A 22,091-nucleotide genomic window follows, 5' to 3' on the forward strand; every position below is an offset into this window, starting at 1 on the left:
CTGTAGTCGAGTGGACTTAAATCAAATGCGGAAATAAGAGGGTAAAGCGCGTTTTACTCAGCTTATGAGATAAACAAAACTCAGGAACAGCCTAATTTCTAAAGGAAATCGCTGAAAAAAGCAGCGCTGATTGCAGCGATAGGCGCAAGCTGGATGAATCTTTGCCGCGAACTGCCGATAACGATTTTGTGACGAATACCATAAATATGACAAAAGGTTACAACATGCCCGGCACCATTAAATCAACACTATTTTCCCGACTGAACGCTTCCGCCAGCCATCCACGCGCTACGCTCAGCTCGCTGAGCGACGCTATCGCCATGATCGAATTTACGCCCGATGGCCATATTCTGACCGCTAACAACTTGTTTCTGGAAAAGATGGGCTACAGCCTGAGCGAAGTGATCGGGCAGCATCATCGGATGTTTTGCACGCAAGATCTGCTGCGCTCCCCGGAATACCAACACTTCTGGCAGCGGCTGGCGCGAGGCGAAAACTTCAGCGACAAATTTTTGCGGCTGGCTAAGCACAGTCGCCCCGTGTGGCTGGAGGCTAACTATGTGCCGGTGCGGGATCGTCGCGGACGCGTAATTAAAATCGTCAAGCTCGCTTCCGATATTACCGAACGCGTGCAGGACGCGCAGGAGCAGCGGGCGATGACCAACGCTATCAGCCGTTCGATGGCGGTGATCGCGTTCAATCTTAAAGGCGAAGTGCTGCGCGCCAACGGTAACTTTTTAAAAACCACCGGCTACAGTCAGGAACAGATTGTCGGCAGACACCATCGGATGTTCTGCGCGCCAGAAGTCTATAACAGCCGGGAATACAGCGAATTCTGGCAGAAGCTGCAAAGAGGGGATTTTGTCGCGGGCCAGTTTCCACGCGTCAACAGCCGCGGCGAAACAATCTGGCTGCGGGCGACCTACAACCCGATTTTCGACGCCAATAACCAGCTGTACGAAGTGGTGAAATTCGCCACCGACGTTACCGCGCAGGTAGAGAAAAACCAGCAGGAGCGCGAGGCGGTCGAACATGCCTGGAAAGCGGCTCTGGAAACCAGCGAGAATACACGGCTTGGCGTCACCGTGATTGAAAGCAGCGTTGGCCGCATGAACGAAATCGCCAGCGAGCTGCATAAAGTTTCCAATGATATTAACGGGCTAAGCTCGCAGTCGGCGCAGATTGGCGTCATTGTAGAAACCATTCGCTCTATTGCCAACCAGACCAATCTGCTGGCGTTGAACGCCGCTGTCGAGGCGGCAAGAGCGGGTACGCATGGCCGCAGCTTCGCCGTGGTGGCCAACGAAGTGCGCAGCCTGGCGGCCAACATCAACAGCGCCAGCCAGGAGATCGCGGGCGTGGTAGAGCGCAATCAGCAGCTGGCGCAGCTGGCGCAAAAAAACATTACCGCCAACCTGGCGCGCGCTGACAGCGGCGTCGCTCTGGTGCGGGAAGCGGGCGACGTCATCCTGAATATTCAGAACAACTCCGGTCAGGTAGTGGAAGCCATCACCAACGTCACTCAGCATCTGACGAAATAGCGCTGGCGGCGAAATAGCCTTATCGCTGCGCGATTCGTCAACTTTTACATCCTGATACACTCGACGCGGGTAATGACTCAATTCGCTTCCTGGCCGTCCCGACAGCTTTGCTAAACTTCAGGACGTTAACGGAACCAGAGGAAGAGAGAATGAAAATCAAAAGCTATGCAGCAATGGAAGCCGGTAAGGCGCTGGAGCTGTATGAGTATGAGGCGCCGGAACTGAGCGCTGAGGAAGTGGAAGTCGAAGTGGAATATTGCGGCGTCTGTCACTCCGATCTCTCGATGATTGACAATGAATGGGGCATTTCGCGCTATCCGACCATCGCCGGTCATGAAGTGATTGGTCGCGTTTCGGCGCTTGGCGAAGCGGCGAAAAGCAAAGGCCTGACTATTGGCCAGCGTGTGGGCATCGGCTGGACGGCGAAAAGCTGTCAGCACTGCGACGCCTGCATCAACGGTGAACAGGTCAACTGCGAGCAGGGCTCCGTTCCAACTATTCTGAACAACGGCGGTTTTGCCGAGAAGCTGCGCGCCGACTGGCAGTGGGTAATCCCGCTGCCGGAAAATCTGGACGCGGCGACCGCTGGCCCGCTGCTGTGCGGCGGTATTACCGTGTTTAAACCGCTGCTGATGAGCAACATTACCGCGACCAGTCGCGTTGGCGTAATCGGTATCGGTGGCCTGGGCCATATCGCGATCAAAATTCTGCGCGCGATGGGCGCGGAAGTAGTGGCTTTCAGCTCCACGCCGGACAAGAAACAGTCCATCCTGGAAATGGGCGCGGACGAAGTGGTCAACAGCCGCGATGCGGAAGCGCTGAAAAGTCAGGCGGGTCGTTTCGATCTGATTATCAGCACCGTAGCGGTAGATCTGGACTGGAAACCCTATTTCGACGCGCTGGCGCCGCAGGGCAAGTTCCACACCGTAGGCGCGGTGCTGAAGCCGTTCGAAGTCTCCGCTTTCCAGCTGATTATGGGCGATAAAGCGTTGACCGGTTCCTCCACCGGCTCGCCAGGCCAGCTGCGTTCGCTGCTGAAGCTGGCTTCCCGCCGCGATATCGCGCCGCGCGTAGAGTATTTCCCGATGTCAAAAATCAACGAAGCGCTGGATCATGTGCGCGCCGGTAAAGCTAATTACCGTGTGGTGCTGAAAGCGGATTTCTGATGCGGCAAGAGCACAGGTAACAAGCAAAACGGCGACCTTTCGGGTCGCCGTTTTTTTTTCGCCGATTGGCTGCGATTCAGCCCTGACCGGCATCCGTTTCGGTGAAGGCGGGTTTTTTCAGGGCGGTAGAGTAGGCGACCTGCTTGACCTTGTCCGGCGAAGTAGTAACTTTCACGGCCGGAATGGTCACGCGGCCAAAGCCGAGCAGGGTAGGGACATAGCCGCCAACCTGATGCTCACCGGCGGGCAGATGCAGCTGCAGGCTCTGGCCGCGGATCAGCGCGCCCGCGTCTTTGCCGTCTACGGTCACGTACACGGCGGAGCCGTCATCCGTGCGGCTGGTGACGTGAGAGACATTAACCAGCGTCGGACCGGTAGAGAAATCATCTGCCGAAACCTGAGTAGGTTTGAAAAAGTTAGCGGCGGATGCGGTGATCGACGATGTGGCCGGTTCGTCTTTCTTGTGGCTGCTACAGCCGGTCAGCGCGATGGCGGCTACTGCGGCGGCCAGGGTGAAACGACAGATCATTATACCTCACTCTTTTTTGCGGCATTTATTGCGTTATTTTAGCCGCTGTCGCTTGCCGAAAACAGTCAGGCGTCCTCTTAAAATGGCTCCTGTTACCTTTATTTACGCTAACCGTACAAGGAACAGACGGTTGCTGCCGATTCGCCGCGCGCAGCGGAGTAAAGAGCTGGCCGCATCGAAGCGTATAGAGAAACAGTAAGCTATTTTAGTTACATCATACTAATATAAGTTGATTTATTCTCCTCACCTGAACATTATCAAACTCATCGTCCAGCAGGAAAAACTGGCCTGACCGTAACGCTGTACCTACATTCAGAGAAAAGGCATATCGGAATATATGACTGAAAATTCAGAATTATCCTGCCAAACGGCAGGAGAAGGGCCGCTGGTCGTATTGCTGCATGGCCTGTTAATGAGCGGCGAAAGCTGGCGGCAATCCGGGCTGATCTCTGTGCTCAGCCAGCATTATTGTGTTGCCTGTCCCGATCTGCCCGGGCATGGAAATAGCGTAAAGAGTTCAGAAGCGGGGCGATATAGTCTACGAGAAATGGCCGCTGACGTTATTGCCGTTATCGATAGATTGGGATACGAAAGGGCGCATATCATCGGCTATTCCGCAGGCGGCTGGCTGGCGACAGGGCTGCTTGAATTTTACCCGCAGCGGCTTTCATCCTTGATTATCGGCGGCTGGGATGTGGTTAACGGCCTGCCGCAGGGGACGCACGGCAGGCTGAGCTTTGCCGATTTCATGGCCTATGCGCAAGAAACGGCGCCTGAAATGGCTGCCAGCGTGACGGAACAGAATAAGCCTGGCCTTAGCGCTTTCTTCTCGTCCCTTAGTCAGCCGCAGCAGGTGGCGGCGAGTTTAAAGCAAAGAGAAATACCCACGCTTTTTTGGGCAGGCCGCAAAGATTACTGTTATCCGGCAGTGGCCAGCTGGGCCGCCGATAACGATTTTCCGCTGCTGACCGCCGAAGGCGATCATCTCGCCGCCATGCTGCAACCTGACGTCCGTGTCAGAGAAGCGCTCTGTCGATTTATAGCGGATGCGCAAGGCGTTCGCAGCCTCACCCAATAACCTTGTTTCTTCCCGCCAGCGGGGCAATGACTATCTGCAGCAGACTTAGCGCTATCAGCAGCAGCAGCGGAATTGACCAGCTGGCGAAATGCTGATGCAGCATACCGAAAACCAGCGGCCCCAGCGCCGCCAGCCCGTAGCCCACGCACTGCGCCATTCCTGAAAGCCGTGCGGCCTGACGATGATCGACCGATCTCAGACCAAACAGCGAAAGGCAAATCACCATCGAAGCGCCAGCGCCCAGCCCGGCGATAATCAGCCACAGCGCGGCCAGTGCAGGGAGCAGATAAAGGCCGCACAGCCCGCTAAAAATGGCCAGCGAAGCCAGCAGGCCGACAGCGCGCTGATCGGAGAACCGCTTCAGCGCCAGCATACAGGCGAGGTTGGCGGCAACCGCCACAATCTGATAGAGAAACAGCAGCCAGCCAGCAGTAGCCTGGCTAAATCCATGCGCTTCGGCCCAGGGCGTAAACCAGGCGATCAGGGTATAGAAGGCCAGCGACTGCAACCCCATAAACAGCGATACCTGCCAGCCCAGCGCGGCGCGCCAGGGCGAGCAGTGTGTCGACACCGCAGCGTGATGAGAATCGGAACGCTGACGGGAGCGCTTCAGCAGCGGCAGCCAGGCCGCCAGCGTCATTACCGCCGGGATCAGCCAGACGCCGAGCGAGAGAAACCAGCCGGCATCGGTAAGCTGCGCCAGCGGCACCGCCACGCCGGAAGCCAGGCTGGCGGTAACGGCCATTACGCAGGCGTAAAGGCCGATATAGCGGGCGGTGTGATGGGTGAAATCCCGCTTAATCAGCGGCGGCAGCAGCACGTTGGCGGCCGCGATGCCGCCGCTAAGGATAGTCGTGCCCAGCCACAGCGCCGGGCCGCTACCGGAAATCCGCAGCGCGGAACCCAGCGCGATCAGCCAGACCGCGCCCCATAGCGTTTTCTCCAGCCCAAAGCGGTTGCCCAGCCACGACGCGGGCGGCGCCAGCAGGGCAAACATCATTAGCGGGATAAAATTCAGCAGCCCGGCGGCGGTCGCCGTCAGACCAAAAGTCAGGCGGATATCTTCCAGGATCGGCCCGGTCGCCGTTAGCGGCGCACGCAGACAGGCGGCGGTGAGTAATAAAACGGTGAGAAAATAGCCGGAACCGGCGCAAAACGAGCGTATTGGCATGATCGACCTTGCAAAAAGAGCAGGCAAAGCCCGCAGATTATGCGTTGGTTGACGTTAACGCTTACGCAGCGAAGCCTGGCTTCGCTGTCTGGCCGTTATGTTAACGGCAGTAGCGGGACACTGTAAAGCTGCGCCTTTGGCAACCCTTCGATTTGTAAGACTTTTAAGGACGTTTACCGTTGGGTTACAAAATCCTGAAAAGTTCATTAATAATCTTTTACACGGCAAATAAAAAAAATTATAGTTCTCATTCGCATTTATAGATGGCCGTATCAAAGCGCGCACAGCCTGATGAGAGCCTCTGTGAAAGGCGTCGTACACAACATCGTATCAACGTGGCAGAACGGCACAGGTCGTTCATATATAATGAAAAAAATAGAGGTAAAGATGTTTTTTGCTCAGCGTGTTACCAGGGGAAACCGCCAGCGCGGCGGCGCAGAAGGATTGACCGCTTCTTATTCTGCCGTTGCCGCATTGGTGGCAGTGGCCTTACAGATACCGTACGCCACGGCGGCGGAAACCGCTAAAGAGCAGACGCTGACGGTCAGCACCTCGGCCGACAGCGCCACCGATACCTCAGCCACGGACTATAGCGTCCCCGTTACCTCTTCCGGCACCAAAATGCCGATGGTTGCGCGCGATATCCCGCAGTCGGTCAGTATTATCAGCAAGCAGCGCATGCAGGATCAGCAGCTGCAGTCGCTGGGCGACGTGTTAAATAACACCACCGGGATTTCCCAAAACGTAGCGGATATGGATCGTCGCACCTATTACTCGCGCGGTTTCCTGATCGACAACTATATGGTTGACGGTATTCCGACCGTTTTCGAAAGCCGCTGGAACCTGGGCGACTCCCAGACGGATTCTGCGCTGTACGAGCGTATTGAGGTAGTGCGCGGCGCCACCGGCCTGATGACCGGCGCGGGCAATCCTTCCGCTGCGGTTAACATGGTACGTAAGCATGCGGACAGCAAAGAGTTTACCGGCGACGTTACCGCCACTTACGGTAGCTGGAACAAGCAGCGTTACGTGGCCGATCTCTCTACGCCGCTGAGCGAATCCGGCAACGTGCGTGGCCGTCTGGTGGCGGGTTATCAGGACAATGACAGCTTCGTTGAGCGCTACAGCGCCGAAAAGAAATTTATCTATGGCGTGGTGGACGCGGATCTGACCGACTACACCACGCTTTCCGTCGGTTATGAATATCAGGAAACCAACGCCGACAGCCCAACCTGGAGCGGCGTGCCGCGCTGGCATACCGACGGCTCGGCCACAAATTATCGTCGCGGCTTTAATACTGCGCCCGACTGGGCCTACGTCGATAAAGAGAGCAAAAAGGCTTTCGTTACCCTGAAGCAGCGTTTTGACAACGGCTGGATGCTGACGCTGAACGGCACCCACAACGAAACTTTCCTCAACAGCCGCCAGCTCTATATCGACGGTTTCTTCGATAAAAACACCGGCGCGGGCGTCTCCTCTTATGCGGACTACCCGGTTGTCGGCGGCACCGGCTATAACACCGGCAAGCGCAAGGTTGATTCTGTAGACACCTTCGCCAGCGGCCCCTATGAACTTTTTGGTCGCCAGCACGAGCTGATGGCCGGCGTCAGCTACAGCAAACAGAAAAACACCTATTACAGCGCTTTCGACAATATCTCTTCCGAGTCGCTGGGCGATTTCAACAGCTACAACGGCCAGTATCCGGAAACGGACTGGAGCGAACGCACGCTTTCTCAGGAAGACGTCACCCGGCAGAAATCCGCCTATGTGGCGACCCGTATCTCGCTGGCCGATCCGCTGCATCTGATCCTGGGCGCGCGCTATACGCGCTGGAGCACCAATACGCTCACCGAGGATATGGAGAAGAACAACATTACGCCTTACGGCGGCCTGATTTATGACATCAACGAAAACTGGTCGGCCTACGGCAGCTACACCTCGGTGTTCCAGCCACAGACTTACCGCGATATCAACGGCAGCTATCTGGCGCCGGTTATCGGCAAGAATTATGAAACGGGCCTGAAGTCCGACTGGTTCAACAGCCGCCTGACGACCTCGCTGACGCTGTTCCGCACCGAGCTGGATAACGTGGCGCAGAGCACCGGCCAGATCATTCCGGGCACGACCGATACCGCTTACGTCGGCAAGTCCGGTACCGTCAGTCGCGGGATTGAATTCGAAGTCAACGGCGCGCTGACCGATAACTGGCAGATGACCGTCGGCGGCACGCGCTATATTGCGGAAGAGCGCAACGGCGAAGCGGTGAATCCTGAGCAGCCGCGCACCACGCTGAAGCTGTTCAGCAGCTATCGTCTGCCGATGCTGCAACAGCTGACGCTTGGCGGCGGCGTCAACTGGCAAACGCATGTCTGGCAGGATGTCAGCGCGCCGGAAGGCAACGGCACCTGGCACGCGGAGCAGGGCAGCTACGCGCTGGTAAATCTGTTTGGTCGTTACGAAGTGACAAAGCAGCTGACGCTGCAGGCGAATATCAATAACCTGTTCGACAAAGAGTACGATACCAGCGTCAACCAATACATCGTTTACGGCGAACCGCGTAACTTCTCACTGACCGCCAGCTATAAGTTCTGATGGTCTTTCAATAGAAATAGCGCCTGCGGGCGCTATTTTTTTGTCTATAAAAAGGCCGGAGCATGTCCGGCCTTTTACTGCCCTGGCTTGACTCAGAAAGCGTAAGAAAGGTTCACCTCATAGTTACGCGGCGCGCCGTAAACCACGGAATCGCTCAGCCACGTCGTATAGGTGCGATCGAAAAGATTATTGACGTTAGCCTGCACCGCCAGCTGCTTTGTCACCTGATAGCGGGCAAACAGGTTTGCCAGCGGATAGCTGCTCTGATAAAGGCGTTTGCTTTCGCCGTCTGGGCCGGTCGCGTCCTGGAACGTCCGGTTTTGCCAGTTCACGCCGCCGCCGACCGTAAGCTGTTGTAGCGCAGGTATGCGATAGCGGGTAAAGAGCTTCAGCTGCGTTTGCGGCATCTGGCTGTTGTAGCGGCCCGAAGAATCGGTGGCCACAAAGCGCGTCGCGCCGAAAGTCATCTGCAGATTATCCGTCACCGCGCCGTTCAGCTCAAACTCCGCGCCTTTGCTGACCGCGCCTTTAGTGGCGACATAAGCCTGTTCGCTGGAATTATTAACGTAATTATCGCCGTCTGTTTCGGCGGCGTTCTCCTGCTCAATGCGGAACACGGCGAAAGTCGCGGTCAGGCGACCGTCGTCCCAGGCCGATTTCAGGCCGGTTTCATAATTTTTGCCGGTGACCGGCGACAGATAAGCGCCGCTTTTCGTGCGGTAGGTCTGCGGCTGGAAGATCGAGGTATAGCTGGCATAAGCTGACCAGGTATCATTAATGTCATACACCAGCCCGCCGTAAGGCGTGATGTTATTCTTTTTGACGTCGCCGCTGCTGCCCATCGTGCTCCATTGCGTATAGCGCGCGCCGACTATCAGCGACAGCGGATCGGCCAGCGAGAAACGGGCGGCGCTATAGAGGGCTTTCTGCCGCACCACGTCATCGGCGTTCTGATACCAGTCGCCCCATTCAGGCTCATCTACGTTGCCATCCCAACCGTTGTGAAAGCTGCCGATTTGGCCTTCATCATAAGGGCCATCCGCGCTGTAAGTGACATTGTGCTGACGGCTGTAGCTGACGCCCGCCACCAGCTCGTGCTGGCGGCCAAACAGGTCAAACGGGCCGCTGGCGTAGCTGTCGATAGAATCGACCTTGCGCTTGCCTCTGTCCTGGCTGCCGAAACCGAGCGTGCCTTCGCCCGTTTCTTCGTCCGGCCATTGCTGTAAATACAGCAATTTATCGTTAAACGTCTCTTCCGCATGAGTGCCATTCACGCGCAGCAGCCAGCCGTTATCGAAATTATGGTTGAGACTGGCGAAAACCTTACGCGAGTTAACGTTATAGCGCGTCCAGTCCGCCGCCGTGCTGGTGCTGCGATCGTAATGGGTGCGCGTACCGTTACTGTACCAGGTCGGCAGGCCGCCCCAGGTAGGATTGCCGGTATTGGTTTGCTGGTAGTCATAGCCGAGGGAAACCGTAGTTTTATCGGTCAGATCGGCATCGATGACGCCGTAGATAAACTTTTTCGTCTTGTGGTAGCGATCCAGCCAGCTGTCCTGATCCTGATAGCCCGCCACCACGCGACCGCGCACGCTGCCGGACTCGTTCAGCGGGCCGGCAACGTCGAGCGCGTAGCGCTGCTTGTTCCAGCTGCCGTAGCTGGCCGAAACATTGCCGGTAAAAGTTTTGCTGTCGGCCTGTTTACGCACCATATTAACCGAAGCGGCAGGACTGCCCGCGCCGGTCATCAGGCCGGTCGCGCCGCGAACCACTTCAATACGGTCATAAATAGCGGTATCTTCCGCCGCGTCGCCGAAGTTCCAGGTATCGCTGACCGAGGTCGGGATATCGTCATAGGTAAAGCTGCTAATCTGGAAGCCGCGGGAGAAATAAGAGGAGCGTTCGCTGTCGATATTTTCAGAGGCGATGCCGGTAGTATTCTCCAGTACCTCGCTAACCGACTGTAAATTCTGATCCTGCATACGCTGCTTCGTCACCACGCTGAGCGACTGCGGCACATCGCGCGGGGTCATCAGCATTTTGGTGCCGGCGCGCGTGGTTTTCGCGCTGTAGTCCTGCTGTTCGCTGATAGTCTCATCGACCGGCGTCGCGTCGACCACCATATTCTGTTCACTGCTGTCAGCGGCCTGAACCGGATTAAACTGCGCATGGATCGCCAGCGCCAGCAGCGAAAGGGTAAAAGTTCTTATGGGCGCGCGCGCGCCATTTTCCCTGCGGTTGAAAGCCATAGAATTCTCATCAGGTGGTAAGCCACTGTTTTTTATTATCCTGTAAGGACACGCATTCACCGCACCCCGACCGCCGGGAAAGGGCAGTCAGGGATGCAATGAGAATGTTAATGATAATTATTTGCTTTTCTGGAGTCTCTAAGCGAAGCGGCGAGAAAATGTAACAAGTTATTAATAATTTTGGAAACAGCTGTCCGTAGCCCGTTTCGCCAGCTCTGTAGATTTACATCTCTTTTGCTAATGCGTATGATTCTCATTCTTTTTATCGGCTAACCGACTTATTTATCCATTGATGGAGTCCTGCATGAAATCATTTAGTCCGCGTAAGGCTGCTCTTGCGGTCGTTGCTGCCTTCAGTCTGGCTGCCTGCCAGGCGCCGGCAAAAAAACCAGAAGCGCCTGTACAAACTGCCGCAGCGACGAAGCCGGATACCGCCCAGCGCGAGTTGGGCGATGGATTGTATGAGATGGCCTGGACGCCGAAAGCACTCTACGTTGCCAGCGCGCAATCCTTTAAAAACGTCAACGGCGGACTGCTCTATCGTCTGGACCCGGCTACGCTGGCAACCACCGGCGAAACCCATACCGATCTGAAAAACTTTGGCATGGCGGTCGATCCGGACGGCAGCGTCTTCTACACCACCAATTCGCTGGACGGCGCTATCGCCAAAGTCGACGCGGAAAGCGGCAAAGTGCTGCAGCGTTTAAAGTTCAGCGAGAAGGGCAAAGACGGCTATCCGTATGGCGCGCGTGAAATCTTCTGGCACGAAGGCAAGCTCTACGTCGGCGGCGTGGGCGATCCGGGCGTGATCTGGGTGGTGGACGCGAAAACCTTCAAACTCAGCAAAACCATTAAAAACGCCGGTAAATGGGTAACGGGCATCATTTATTCACCGGTTACCGATCGCCTCTACGCGGCAAACGGCGGCGGCGAAGTGCTGGTCATCAACCCGCGCACGCAGAAAATCGAGAAGCGCTGGAGTGCGGGCGACGGCAAAGAGTATCTGCTGCTGAACCTGGCGGAAGATCCGGCGACCGGCCGTCTGTTTGTCACCGACAACTCCAAAGCGAAAACCACGCTGGTGTTTGACGAGCGCAGCGGTAAAGTGATCAAGCGCATCGACGGTGACGCACTGGGCATCAAGTTCAACGCGAAGAGCAACGAACTTTATATCAGCCAGCGCGAATCGAAGAAGGTACTGCAGCTGGACGCCACCAGCTACGCGGTGAAAAAGAGCTGGTCGTTTGCCAGCAGCCCGAACAGCCTGCTGGTTTCCCCGGACGGAGAGACGCTTTTCGTCACGCTCAAGCAGGAATTCAATAAAGACGATTCCACCAAAGGCAAAGACAGCATTGTGCGCATCTCGCTGAAATAAGCGGCAAAGAAGAAAGCCCCACGTTAAACGTGGGGTGAAACTGCACTTTCAGCACAGGCTAAAGGCATTGTATATAGCGCAACGGGTTAATAATAAACAGAAGAATTACTTGCTAAAGTAACGCTGTTATTTAACAGATAATAAAACGTCTGCCAGGCCAGATAAAATATAAGTTTCGGATTTGCAATATACCCTGTAGCCAGCCTGAAATGGATTTTTTTGTGATCGTGGCTATGAAGTTATTCACTATCACATTTTTACTATAGACTTGCCTGCAAACATTTTGTTAACTCTTCAAATGGATTGATCTCACAAGGAGAGTAACAATGGCATGGATTTACAACGTCATGCTCAAGACCTTTAAACATAACGGTGAATACCTGTTCAGCGCGCAGTATGCCGGCGCTCCGGGCTATAAGGATAACCCTGAGTATGAATGCCTGCGCAATAAAGGTCCGCTGCCTCGCGGAAAATACAGGATTGTGGGTATGCCGTTCACTCATGAAAAAGCGGGTGAGTTTACGCTACGGCTGGAGCCGGATAAAGGTAACAGCATGTGTGGCCGCGGTGGCTTTTTGATTTATGGTGACAGTAAAAGAGAACCCGGTACGGCGTCAAATGGCTGTATTATATTGTTCCGGAAGTTTCGTGAAAGGATATGGGACTCCAAAGACAGGGAGATTATCGTTGAATGAAATATTTTCTTTTTCCTTTAATTATCGTCAGTACCTGTACATTTGCGGCGCAGGTGTTAGACAATAACTGCAAGTCTCCCATATCAAGCACTGGTATGGTACTGATGGATAAAATGCGTGAAGATATGCATGTTGATACTAAAAGCATACCACCCGAAAACATTACAACGCAATTGCTATTCAATGAACCTGTCACTGACATTTTATCCGACTATTACGCAAGGGAAAGTTACAATACTGAGGGGATTATAACTCAGGAAAAATACAAAAAGATATATTCACAGTTCAACCCAAGAAACCTCATAATCAAGTTTACGGTTAAAAATAAGCAGGGAAAAGAAGATGTTTTTCTTGTCTCAACTATTGCCAATGACTATGAGTGTAATATTGAGTTTAATGGTTATATTATCGTTAAGCGTGAATTCTGACCCTGTTGAGCGCCTGAAATTAACCCCACGTTAAACGTGGGGTTTCATTTTATTTATAGCGATCCGTTAAACCTGCGCCATACCGCCGTCGACAAACAGCTCGGTCGCGTTGATAAAGCTGGCGGCATCCGAGGCGAGAAAAGCCACCGCTTTGCCAATCTCTTCCGGCTCGCCTAAACGACCCAACGGCACCTGCGCGGCCAGATAGTCAAACAGGCCCTGACGTTCTTCCTCGCTCACCAGCTCGCCTAACCCTGGCGTTTTAACCGGGCCAGGGCTGACCACATTGACGCGGATGCCGCGCTCTTTCAGATCCAGCGACCAGGAGCGGGCAAAGTTGCGCACCGCCGCTTTGCTGGCGCTGTAGACGCTAAAGCCAGCCGTGCCCTGGATGGAGGTCGTGGAAGCGGTCAGGATCACCGATGCGCCGTCGCTCAGCAGCGGCAGAGCCTTCTGTACGGTAAACAGCACGCCGCGCACATTAGTGCCGAAAATGCGGTCAAAATGCTCTTCGGTGATGGCGCCCAGCGGCAGCATATCGCCGCCGCCCGCATTGGCGAAGAGGATATCCAGCCGGCCCGCTTTCTCGGCGATGGCGGCGTAAACCGCATCCAGATCGGTCAGCACGGAGGCGTCGGCCCGAATGCCCGTTGCCGCAGCGCCTACGGTCGCGACGGCGGCATCCAGTTCGGCCTGACGGCGACCGGTAATAAAGACGCGCGCGCCCTGAGCCGCCAGTTCCTGTGCGGCCGCCAGGCCGATTCCTGAAGTACCGCCGGTGATTAATGCGATTTTGTTATGCAGTATGCTCATGGTCTTCTCCGCTGTTTTTAAGTGTTGGCCCGGTCTGACCGGGCATGTATTCACTGTAGCGCCGGGCGTTTTATTGATAAATCCTGTAAAATGAAAATGACTATCCACACACAGGAATAATCGGGGCAAAGATGGACCAACTTATGGCTATACGCGCTTTTGCCCGCGTGGTGGAAGCGGGCAATTTCACCCGCGCGGCGGATTCGCTGGCCATGCCGAACGCGACGCTGAGCAAGCTGGTGCAGGAGCTGGAAGCGCACCTCGGCATCCGTCTGCTGCAGCGCACCACGCGGCGCGTCACCGTGACGCCGGAAGGGCGCGAATATTATGAAAAAACCGCGCGGCTGCTGAAGGATCTGGAAGATATCGACAGCTCCTTCTCCGCTATTCGCGGCCAGCCGCATGGCCATCTGCGTATCGATGTGGGCGGCTCGACGGCGCGCGACGTGCTGATCCCGGCGCTGCCGGAATTTATGGCGCGCTATCCCGATATTCGTATCGACCTGGGCGTGTCGGATCGCGCTGTCGATCTGATCGGCGACAGCGTGGACTGCGTGATCCGCGGCGGCCCGCTGGCGGATTCCTCACTGGTTGCCCGCAAAATCGGCCAGGCGACATTAATTACCTGCGCCACGCCGCGCTATCTGAAGCTGTACGGTGTGCCTGCCAGCCCGCAGGAGCTGAGCAATGGTCACCGGCTGGTTAGCTATCTTTCGTCCGACAGCGGCAGAGCTTTTCCCTTCCGCTTTGAACGACAGGGCGAAAAAACGGAAATCAAAACGCCGCACCGGCTCGGCGTTAATGAAAGCAACGCGCATCTGGCGGCGGCGCTGGCGGGGCTGGGCATCATCCAGACCTTTACCTATGCGGCGCGCGAGGCGCTGCAAAGCGGGCAGCTTCAGGAGATCCTGCAGCCCTGGCGCCCGGCGCCTTATCCTTTTCACGTGGTTTATCCGCACAATCGGCACGTCACGCATCGCCTGCGCGTTTTTATCGACTGGCTGTCAGAAGCGTTTCCGGCACGCGTGAGCGCGGCAATGGATTGAGTCTCTGCATAGTTGAAGGGAATTAAATAATAAAGTGGAAAGTCAGAAATTTGCCGGGGATATATAAAGGACTGCTTTAGTTTTTCTAAACGATAACAGCCAGATAGCTGATTAATTAACCGATGCCTGCCGGTTTCCCGGCAGGCCGACCGTTAACGGGAAGCGGAATCCGGCTCTGAAATAATGCGATGGCGCTGCGCCTTTTGCGATTCGCTCTGGATGCGGTTCAGTACGTCGCCTTCATGTTCGGCGTCGTCGCTGCCATAAACATATTCATGGCCGCTCATCAGCGCGTACCAGGCACGTTCGGCCACTTCAGCCGGTTTGGTCGGCTGGCTGGCGCCCACTTTGGTATTGGCCTGGCCGGCGTTCTTAAAGAAGTTGGTTTCCGTTGCGCCGGGCATAAGCAGCGTCATAGTCAGGCCGCTGCCTTTCAGCTCGTTGCGGATCGCCCAGAAAAAAGAGTTCACGAAAGCTTTGCTGGCGCCATAGATCGCTTCAAAAGGAATCGGCGAAGTGCCGGAAACGGAAGAGGTCATCAGCACATGACCGCGCTGCCGTTCAATCATCGCCGGCAGAAAAATTTTCGCCATATGCACATAAGAATCGACATTCAGACGGATCAGCTGCAGTTCTTTCTCCAGCTCCGTGCCGCCGATAAAGCGGCCGCCCAGGCCCTGTCCGGCATTGATCACCAGCGCATCGATAGCCAGTCCGGCTTTATCAACGCGCTGCTTCAGGTTTTCAATCTCTTCATAACGGCTTAAATCCGCGCTGAAGGCGTGAACCTGCGTACCAAAGCCGCGCAGTTCGTCGCAGGCTTTATTTAACTTCTCTTCATTACGCGCCACCGCCACGATATCGTAACTGTTCTTCGCGAAAATTTTCGCCAGCTCAAAGCCAATGCCGTTGGAAGCCCCGGTAATAAACGCAATCTTATTGCTCATCGTCGATCCTCTTTTCATGATTAGTGACCCGTTAACCGTAGCACCGCTAAAAAGGATGGCGATCGGCGGATAAAACGCCTTCCATTTAATTTATTAAATATCAATAATTTAGGTTTGTTGAGCCTGGCTCAATGCCGGGTTGAGCTAAATAAAAGCTTCTGCTGCGGGGATTCTGAAAAAAGCGTGTGGAAATCCTTAAGTGTCGCAAATCTATGTTTTAATCAGCGCTGGTTTATTGTTCCCTCAAGGAGAAATGCCTGTGTCAAAAGCGTTGCTGATTATCGATATGCAGAAGTTCGTTACCGAAAGAATCGCTCAGGGCATCGGGCATTATCCTGACAACGCCATTGAAAATATGCAGCAGCTGCTTGCTCTGTTTCGGCGCAGAGGCGAACCGGTTGTTCATATACGTCACCATACGCCAGCGCCTGATTCGCCGCTGCATCAGCTTTCGCCGCTGTTTCCGGCTCTTGCCGAATGCGAAGCGCTGCCCGACGAGGCGCTGTTCCTGAAAACCACGTCATCGGCATTCAGCTCTACGGATTTGCTTGCCTGGCTGCACGCTAAAGCGCTGACGGAGATAACGGTAATCGGCGCGGTTGCCGGATTCTGCGTGAACTCCACCGTAAGAGCGGGTGCGGATGCGGGTCTGCGTATGACGGTAGTGCAGGATGCGGTGCTTAGTTTTGCGCTGCCTGAACAGCAAATGACGGCGAAAACGCTGCACGAGGTGACGCTGGCGCTGCTGGCGGCTGGTTTCAGCAACGTCGTCACTACCGGGTCGCTGCTAAGCTGAACGCTGGCAACAGCCTGTTTTAACAGGTATAACAAACAGTTCCTACCGTCGGCCAGAGAGAAAAGATGACCATCAGTATTGAAACGCCATTGCTTTATTCACAGCCGCTGAGCGCGCTAAACCGCTGTCACGTCTGGCTGAAAATGGAATCCTCGCAGCCAAGCGGCTCCTTTAAACTGCGTAGCGCCGGGCACGCCTGCCAACACTATGCAGAGCAGGGCGCGAAAGGGTTCGTCAGCTCCTCCGGCGGCAACGCGGGCATCGCCGTTGCCTACAGCGGGCGCAAGCTGAATCTGCCGGTCACTGTCGTGGTGCCGGAAACCACCTCGGCCAGAGCCAGACAGCTGATTGAGCAGCAGGGCGCAAAGCTTATCGTGCACGGCAAAATCTGGGCGGAAGCCAACGAGCTGGCGCTCGCAATGGCTTCAGAAGAGATCGTGTATATCCATCCGTTTGATAACCCGCTGCTGTGGGATGGCATCAGCGAACTGGTGGATGAAGTGGTTGCGCAGCAGGTTAAACCCGACGCGGTGCTGCTTAGCGTCGGCGGCGGCAGTCTGCTTTCGGGCGTGGCGCAGGGACTGGAAAAGCATGGGCTGGCGCAGACGCCGATCTATGCGGCGGAAACCTTTGGCACCGGCTCGCTGAACGCCGCTATCAAGGCGGACAGGCTGGTCAGGCTGGAGAAACTCAGCGGTATCGCCACCACGCTGGCCGCCAGCCAGGTCTGCGAAAACGCGTTTAATGTCAGCAAAAAACATGACGTGCGCAGCCATCTGGTCACGGATGAAGAGGCGGTCGCAGCCTGTAAGGCCTTTCTGAACGATCACCGCACGCTGGTCGAACCGGCCTGCGGCGCGGCGCTGGCGCTGCTGTATGGCCAAAAGGCAACCTTTAAACCTGATGACAACCTGCTGGTCATTGTCTGCGGCGGCGCATCGGTCACTTATGAAGATTTGCTGAAATAATGCTAAGGGCCGCCGTCAGGCGGCCTTTAGCATCAGGCATGGGGATCTTTCTCGCCCAAAAACCAGTACCACAGCGGGATTGCCAGCAGGCCGGTAAACACCATCGAATAGACCGCGATCATAAACAGCTGCGGCGCCAGCATGCCCGCTGACCAGTTGTGCAGCGGAATATGATATTCGTCGATAGCGCCGCCAATCATCACTTTCGACATCACCGTCAGGGCGATAACCAGCACCACGACCAGCGCGGCGATAAACTGCTTTGTCTCTTTTCGCTTCATAATCCGTTTCCACTGCCGAATAGTGCGCCGCAGTATAGCAATTTAAGACGGCGCGGCCTGAAACCTCTGCTGAAAAAAGTCGCGGATGGCTGCAAAAACCGGATAGCGGTTCTTTTCCAGCATCATCCTGTGCGTGGCTTTGCCGATCTTTTGCGTACGGAGCCGGTTCCCGTGCATATTGCCTGACCGGAAAATCGCCAGCCGTTTGCCGCACGAATTTAGTCAACGCGACGCCTTCGCCCCTCTTTTTTTAATACAAAACGGCTACGAAACGGAATTAGTAAAGTTTAAACGCCGCGTTTGCATTAGAATCGCGACCTTAACGTCATCTATTAAGCAGGGAAATTATGAGGGAGAGTTCGTTAGCCCGCCAGCGACCTTCGGTCTGGTGGGGCGCGATGATTATCTGCGGCACCGTCGTCGGCGCGGGCATGTTTACGCTGCCCGTGGTGATGGCGGGCGCGTGGTATGGCTGGTCGTTGCTGATTCTGATGGTCAGCTGGATCTGCATGCTGTTGACCGGGCTGCTGTTTGTGCAGGCCAGCCAGCACTATCCGCTGGGCGCCGGGTTCGATACCATCACGCGCGATTTGCTGGGGCGAGGCTGGGCGGCCGTCAACGGCCTGAGTATTCTGTTTGTGCTCGGTATTCTCACCTATGCCTATATTTCTGCCAGCGGGCCGGTCTACCAGAGTTCTTTGAACCGCGCCGGGCTGCACTTGTCGGTAGCGGAGGCCAAAATCGGCCTGACGCTTTGCGTCGCGGTGGTGGTCTGGCTGGGAACCAAAGGCGTGAGCCGCCTGATGACCTTTTGCGTGCTGGCGAAAATTTTGCTGCTGGTGACGCTTTTTGGCGGCCTGCTGACGCAGCTGAGTCCGTCCACGCTGCTGAACAGCGGCGCGACAGAGCAATCCTACTGGCCTTACACGCTGGCAGTGCTGCCGTTCTGCCTCGCCTCTTTTGGCTATCACGGTAATATCAGCGGACTGATTAGCTACTATATTGGCGATAAAAAGCAGGTTAACCGCGCGCTGATGCTGGGCACCTTTATGTCGCTGGTGATCTACCTGTTCTGGATGACCGGCACAATGGGCAATCTGCCGCGTCACTCTTTTCCGGCGATTATCGACGCGGGCGGCGACATCGAGGCGCTGATGGCGGCGCTGCGTCACTATCTTCACGTCAGCGCGGTAGCGCTGCTGATGGATATCTTTTCCCATTTCGCGGTGATCTGCTCCTTCCTGGGCGTAACGGCTGGCCTGTTTGATTTTATCGCCGACAGGCTGCAGATGGCGGATACGCGCTGGGGTCGTTGCAAAACCGCCTGCCTGACCTTTCTGCCCGCGTTGGGCGCTTCGCTCTGGCTGCCGAACGGCTTTATCGCCGCCATTGGCTTCGCCGGCCTGTTCGCCACGCTGTGGGCGGTGATCGTGCCTGCGTTGCTGGCGCGCAAGGCGCAGCAGAAATTTCCTGAAGCGACAACCGGCGTCGGCAGACAAAACGTCGCGATTGTCGTCGTGATGATTTTTGGCGCGCTGAACGTGCTGGCGTGGACGCTAAGCTGGCTGGGCTGGCTGCCCGTTTTTCACGGCTAACTCTGCATGTAGACAACAGGCCCGGCTTATCGCCGGGCTTTTTTATCAGTGATGCAGCATCTCATCGACCACCTGAGCATTGCTCATCTGCCAGGGGTAATAAGTCGGCCAGTTGTCCATCTCGCTCAACAGCGCTTCCTGCGAGGTGTTGCCCATAAAAATATGGAAATGGGCAGATTTGCGTGGCGCTATGGTATGGTCGCTAAACTGCACATATTTTGGCGCCTTGCTGCTGGCGTCGTCGCACTCAAAAAGATAGCGCACGCCTTTTTTGCCTGAGGTGTAGGTCAGGATCCTGTAACCGGCGTTGCGATAGTGGCAGCGGCTGGTTTGTTCGCCACGGGAAAATTCCATCACGTTGTTTTCAATCGCAATCTTATCAATATCGCTGGCGTAGCCCTGGCGATAGTACGCCTTCCATTGCGCGAAACTTTTGCTGTGGTCTTTTTCGGCTTTCTTGCGCAGAACCGGATCCAGCTCGCCGCTGCTCAGCAGGGGATAAACGGACTGCCAGATGCCGTCCCAGTCCGACAGATCTCTCTCTTTAACGGCCTTGTCGTCAAATACGCCTTCTGCCGCCTGCTGCTCGGCTGCGCTGAGAGGCTTGCCGTGATGAGCATGGGCGAAAGCCTGACCGCTAATCAGCAGTGCAGCCAGCGTCAGTGCAAAGGTATGTCGTTTAACAGCCAAGATGTAACCCTCCATGAGAATAAGTTTCTGGATGTTATAACATAACAAACGCGACGGCAATCGCTGTTGTTACAGCAGAGCCAAAGGGTTCAGTACCAAAAGAGCGGGATATGATGAAAGGTAGGTGACGGGAAGGAGGATTCTGATAGCGAAAAGGCCGCTTGCCTGCGGCCCGTTCAGCTTTACTGCGCGTTCTTTTCGGAAAGCTCGGCGGTCATATGGACGCCGTTATTGAAATTGGCTTCGGTGATACGGTAAGAAGCGCCTGCTGCCTGAGCTTTAGCGAAGATCTGCGCTTCCGCCGCGTCCAGCGTGCTGGCACAGGCGGTGACGGTTTGCGCAAAGCTGGCGGAAGAGATCAGCGAAAGCGCGGTAATAACAACTAATTTTTTGATGGTTTTCATGCTTATTTCCTTTCTGAAGTGAGTGTTTTATAGGGCGACATGCCCGAATGAAAGGAATAATATGCCTGTAAGTGGGCAAGGGAAAGCTGAGGGTTTTGTTGAAGTTAATCAAATAAAATGAACAAGAGGGCCGGCAAGCCCGGCTCTTCGTTAGCAATTAATCATTTTTCGGCCAGTTTGCCAGTACGCGCTGGCGAACGGCTTCAGGATAGCCCTGATCGAAAGAGGCGTGGCGATGGCGAACGGTCTGCAGCGTATCGAACACGACTTTCGGGCCTTTGCCTTCAACATATTCCCGTTCTTCATAACACTGCGGCAGACGAATAACGCGCTGATCTTCGAATACTGCGCGGCGGCCGATTGGATGAACGCGGGTTGCCAGCACCCAGGCTACAATTCAGGGTAAAGTTTGTTATCAAACTGTTTGTGTTCAAACTATTTGTTTTAACTGCGGGAGTCAAGACGCACTATGAAGCAGGATGACCTTATCCAGGCCGCGCCTTTGTGGCCGCGCGGCGACAGCGCGCTGATGCACCTTGTACGACGCGCCGGTCAATATTCGACGTTGTGCTGGTCGCAATCGGTGGATACCGGTTTGTCCGCGGTGCAGTACGCGGTGCTGGTGGTGCTGGCGGAAGACGGACGTTGCGATCAGCAAACGCTGGGCAGTCGCGCCGGGTTCGATAAGGCGACCGGCACCTACATCATCGAACGCATGCGCAAAAACTGTTTGCTGACCGTGGTGACCGACAGCGCCAACCGCCGTCGCAAGCTGGTTTCCCTGACGGCGGAAGGCGAGGCGATGCTGCAAAAAATGGTCGAGCAGGCGAAACGTGCGGAAAAAACCATCGCCGCCAGCCTGAATGCGCAGGAGGTTGCCGACCTCAAACGTTTACTGAGCAAGCTGAGCGGAGTACAGGAGCCTGATGAGCCAGTTTCATCCGCCGATCGCTGAAGATCGCGCCGGGCCGCGGCCCGATCTCACCATCGGCTTTTTGCTGATGAATAAATTTACCCTGGCTTCGGTGGCCGGGCTGGTGGAATCGCTGCGCTTTGCCGACGCGTCGCACCTGATCGCCTGGTTTCGTAAACAGTATGGCGAAACGACCAGCCTGTTCCGCAAGCGCCGCAGGGAAGTCGAGCGGCTGATGAAGGGGTGACAAAAAGGGCCGAACCGGCCCTTAATTCAGCTCTTACCGGTGTGGGGCGTTATTCCGGCGCATCCTTTCGGCAGTACCGTACGCCGCACGCCGGATAACCGTATTTTGATCCGCAATAGCTTCAGCTTTCACCCCGACGGGCGTCCACGGGAAAAATACCTGCGGCAATATAGCGAAACGCATCGTAAATCCTTTGAACGGCGCTTTCCCATGCTGCCTGACGTCGGTTTTGACTACTCCTGGAGCGGCGCAATCTGCCTGTCGGAAAATCATGAAGGCTTCTTCGGCAAGCTGGCGCCCAACGTCTACGGCGCGCTGTGCTGCAACGGGTTGGGGATTACGCGGGGTACGGCTTCCGGCAAGCTGCTGGCGGATATGATCGCAGGCGAGCGCAACGAGCTGATCGACTTTCTGCTGGCGTCGCCTGGCCCCAACAGAACGCCGCCGCAGCCGTTTTTGTCCGTCGGCGTTAACTCCACGCTGAAATGGGGTCAGTACAAGGCCGGGCTGGAAGTCTGAGGAGAACGGCGCCGGAGCAGGGCGAAGGTGACAACGTCACGGCCGACG

At 55.6% G+C, this 22,091-nt stretch carries 23 protein-coding genes; 14 read left to right on the plus strand and 9 right to left on the minus strand.

The annotated features are described in order from the left end of the window. The first annotated feature begins 224 nt into the window (after positions 1-224). Together MKZ79_RS04385 and ahr are read left to right on the plus strand one after the other, a co-directional pair. Positions 225-1,541: a methyl-accepting chemotaxis protein gene (locus tag MKZ79_RS04385; protein WP_336141345.1), complete on the plus strand. Its 1,317-nt coding sequence runs from the start codon at positions 225-227 to the stop codon at positions 1,539-1,541. 149 nt (positions 1,542-1,690) lie between these two features. Further along, the gene (gene ahr, locus MKZ79_RS04390; RefSeq protein WP_336140381.1) at positions 1,691-2,707 is read left to right on the plus strand and encodes an NADPH-dependent aldehyde reductase Ahr; all 1,017 of its coding nucleotides are present in this window, start codon (positions 1,691-1,693) and stop codon (positions 2,705-2,707) included. Between the two features lie 76 nt (positions 2,708-2,783). Here ahr and MKZ79_RS04395 read toward each other — a convergent pair whose 3' ends face one another. Next, complete coding sequence (locus MKZ79_RS04395) at positions 2,784-3,236, minus strand: hypothetical protein (RefSeq protein ID WP_336140382.1); 453 nt, start codon at positions 3,234-3,236, stop codon at positions 2,784-2,786. Positions 3,237-3,573: 337 nt separating this feature from the next. Between MKZ79_RS04395 and MKZ79_RS04400 the strand changes: the two genes are divergently transcribed. Continuing rightward, complete coding sequence (locus tag MKZ79_RS04400; RefSeq protein WP_336140383.1) at positions 3,574-4,314, plus strand: alpha/beta fold hydrolase; 741 nt, start codon at positions 3,574-3,576, stop codon at positions 4,312-4,314. Here the strand turns inward: MKZ79_RS04400 and MKZ79_RS04405 are convergent. After that, positions 4,304-5,485 carry a CynX/NimT family MFS transporter gene (locus tag MKZ79_RS04405; protein ID WP_336140384.1) on the minus strand — a complete coding sequence of 394 codons (1,182 nt, stop codon included), beginning with the start codon at positions 5,483-5,485 and terminating at the stop codon, positions 4,304-4,306. The two genes, MKZ79_RS04400 and MKZ79_RS04405, sit on opposite strands and share 11 nt — an antisense overlap. Before the next feature lie 387 nt (positions 5,486-5,872). On the opposite strand from MKZ79_RS04405, the gene fhuE (MKZ79_RS04410) reads away from it, so the two are divergent. Further along, entirely contained in the window at positions 5,873-8,077 is a 2,205-nt protein-coding gene (gene fhuE / locus MKZ79_RS04410) for a ferric-rhodotorulic acid/ferric-coprogen receptor FhuE (protein WP_336140385.1), read from the plus strand. Positions 8,078-8,169: 92 nt separating this feature from the next. On the opposite strand, the gene fhuE (MKZ79_RS04415) is transcribed toward fhuE (MKZ79_RS04410), so the two are convergent. After that, complete coding sequence (gene fhuE, locus MKZ79_RS04415; RefSeq protein ID WP_336140386.1) at positions 8,170-10,326, minus strand: ferric-rhodotorulic acid/ferric-coprogen receptor FhuE; 2,157 nt, start codon at positions 10,324-10,326, stop codon at positions 8,170-8,172. A 304-nt stretch (positions 10,327-10,630) separates the two neighbouring features. Here fhuE (MKZ79_RS04415) and MKZ79_RS04420 point away from each other — a divergent pair, with 304 nt between their 5' ends. The 3 genes from MKZ79_RS04420 (at position 10,631) to MKZ79_RS04430 (ending at position 12,824) form a co-directional block, all read left to right on the plus strand. After that, a complete protein-coding gene (locus MKZ79_RS04420) occupies positions 10,631-11,701 on the plus strand; it encodes a YncE family protein (protein WP_336140388.1) in 1,071 nt (356 codons plus the stop codon). 326 nt (positions 11,702-12,027) lie between these two features. Continuing rightward, complete coding sequence (locus MKZ79_RS04425) at positions 12,028-12,396, plus strand: tlde1 domain-containing protein (RefSeq protein ID WP_336140389.1); 369 nt, start codon at positions 12,028-12,030, stop codon at positions 12,394-12,396. Next, positions 12,393-12,824: a hypothetical protein gene (locus MKZ79_RS04430; protein ID WP_336140390.1), complete on the plus strand. Its 432-nt coding sequence runs from the start codon at positions 12,393-12,395 to the stop codon at positions 12,822-12,824. Before MKZ79_RS04425 ends, MKZ79_RS04430 begins: the two co-directional genes overlap by 4 nt. A gap of 66 nt (positions 12,825-12,890) precedes the next feature. On the opposite strand, the gene MKZ79_RS04435 is transcribed toward MKZ79_RS04430, so the two are convergent. Continuing rightward, a complete protein-coding gene (locus tag MKZ79_RS04435) occupies positions 12,891-13,637 on the minus strand; it encodes an SDR family oxidoreductase (RefSeq protein ID WP_336140391.1) in 747 nt (248 codons plus the stop codon). Positions 13,638-13,768: 131 nt separating this feature from the next. Here MKZ79_RS04435 and MKZ79_RS04440 point away from each other — a divergent pair, with 131 nt between their 5' ends. Next, complete coding sequence (locus MKZ79_RS04440; RefSeq protein ID WP_336140392.1) at positions 13,769-14,683, plus strand: LysR family transcriptional regulator; 915 nt, start codon at positions 13,769-13,771, stop codon at positions 14,681-14,683. Positions 14,684-14,835: 152 nt separating this feature from the next. On the opposite strand, the gene MKZ79_RS04445 is transcribed toward MKZ79_RS04440, so the two are convergent. Beyond that, complete coding sequence (locus tag MKZ79_RS04445; protein ID WP_336140393.1) at positions 14,836-15,630, minus strand: SDR family NAD(P)-dependent oxidoreductase; 795 nt, start codon at positions 15,628-15,630, stop codon at positions 14,836-14,838. Between the two features lie 259 nt (positions 15,631-15,889). On the opposite strand from MKZ79_RS04445, the gene MKZ79_RS04450 reads away from it, so the two are divergent. After that, a complete protein-coding gene (locus MKZ79_RS04450) occupies positions 15,890-16,426 on the plus strand; it encodes an isochorismatase family protein (RefSeq protein ID WP_336140394.1) in 537 nt (178 codons plus the stop codon). A gap of 65 nt (positions 16,427-16,491) precedes the next feature. Further along, positions 16,492-17,394 (plus strand): pyridoxal-phosphate dependent enzyme, encoded by a 903-nt coding sequence (locus tag MKZ79_RS04455; RefSeq protein WP_336140395.1) that lies wholly within the window; start codon positions 16,492-16,494, stop codon positions 17,392-17,394. A gap of 32 nt (positions 17,395-17,426) precedes the next feature. On the opposite strand, the gene MKZ79_RS04460 is transcribed toward MKZ79_RS04455, so the two are convergent. Continuing rightward, positions 17,427-17,675, minus strand: coding sequence for a DUF2534 family protein (locus tag MKZ79_RS04460; protein ID WP_336140396.1), 249 nt, complete (start codon positions 17,673-17,675; stop codon positions 17,427-17,429). A 347-nt stretch (positions 17,676-18,022) separates the two neighbouring features. Between MKZ79_RS04460 and MKZ79_RS04465 the strand changes: the two genes are divergently transcribed. Then, a complete protein-coding gene (locus MKZ79_RS04465; protein ID WP_336140397.1) occupies positions 18,023-19,270 on the plus strand; it encodes an aromatic amino acid transporter in 1,248 nt (415 codons plus the stop codon). A gap of 45 nt (positions 19,271-19,315) precedes the next feature. Here MKZ79_RS04465 and zinT read toward each other — a convergent pair whose 3' ends face one another. The 3 genes from zinT to MKZ79_RS04480 form a co-directional block, all read right to left on the minus strand. Continuing rightward, the gene (gene zinT, locus MKZ79_RS04470) at positions 19,316-19,960 is read right to left on the minus strand and encodes a metal-binding protein ZinT (RefSeq protein ID WP_336140398.1); all 645 of its coding nucleotides are present in this window, start codon (positions 19,958-19,960) and stop codon (positions 19,316-19,318) included. Positions 19,961-20,142: 182 nt separating this feature from the next. Continuing rightward, positions 20,143-20,364 (minus strand): DUF1471 domain-containing protein, encoded by a 222-nt coding sequence (locus MKZ79_RS04475; RefSeq protein ID WP_336140399.1) that lies wholly within the window; start codon positions 20,362-20,364, stop codon positions 20,143-20,145. A 157-nt stretch (positions 20,365-20,521) separates the two neighbouring features. Further along, positions 20,522-20,749, minus strand: a complete 228-nt coding sequence (locus MKZ79_RS04480; RefSeq protein ID WP_336140400.1) for a hypothetical protein — start codon at positions 20,747-20,749, stop codon at positions 20,522-20,524. An 84-nt stretch (positions 20,750-20,833) separates the two neighbouring features. On the opposite strand from MKZ79_RS04480, the gene MKZ79_RS04485 reads away from it, so the two are divergent. Genes MKZ79_RS04485 through MKZ79_RS04495 form a run of 3 tightly spaced genes read left to right on the plus strand, consistent with a single transcriptional unit; the run spans position 20,834 to position 22,043 of the window. Beyond that, positions 20,834-21,319: a MarR family winged helix-turn-helix transcriptional regulator gene (locus MKZ79_RS04485; protein WP_336140401.1), complete on the plus strand. Its 486-nt coding sequence runs from the start codon at positions 20,834-20,836 to the stop codon at positions 21,317-21,319. Further along, on the plus strand, positions 21,291-21,524 hold the full coding sequence (locus MKZ79_RS04490; protein WP_336140402.1) for a hypothetical protein: 234 nt from the start codon (positions 21,291-21,293) through the stop codon (positions 21,522-21,524). Before MKZ79_RS04485 ends, MKZ79_RS04490 begins: the two co-directional genes overlap by 29 nt. A gap of 39 nt (positions 21,525-21,563) precedes the next feature. After that, positions 21,564-22,043 carry an NAD(P)/FAD-dependent oxidoreductase gene (locus MKZ79_RS04495; protein WP_336140403.1) on the plus strand — a complete coding sequence of 160 codons (480 nt, stop codon included), beginning with the start codon at positions 21,564-21,566 and terminating at the stop codon, positions 22,041-22,043. Positions 22,044-22,091: the final 48 nt, after the last annotated feature.

Origin of the sequence: Erwinia sp. CGal63 (assembly GCF_037026505.1) — a bacterium.
Lineage (GTDB): Bacteria > Pseudomonadota > Gammaproteobacteria > Enterobacterales > Enterobacteriaceae > Erwinia.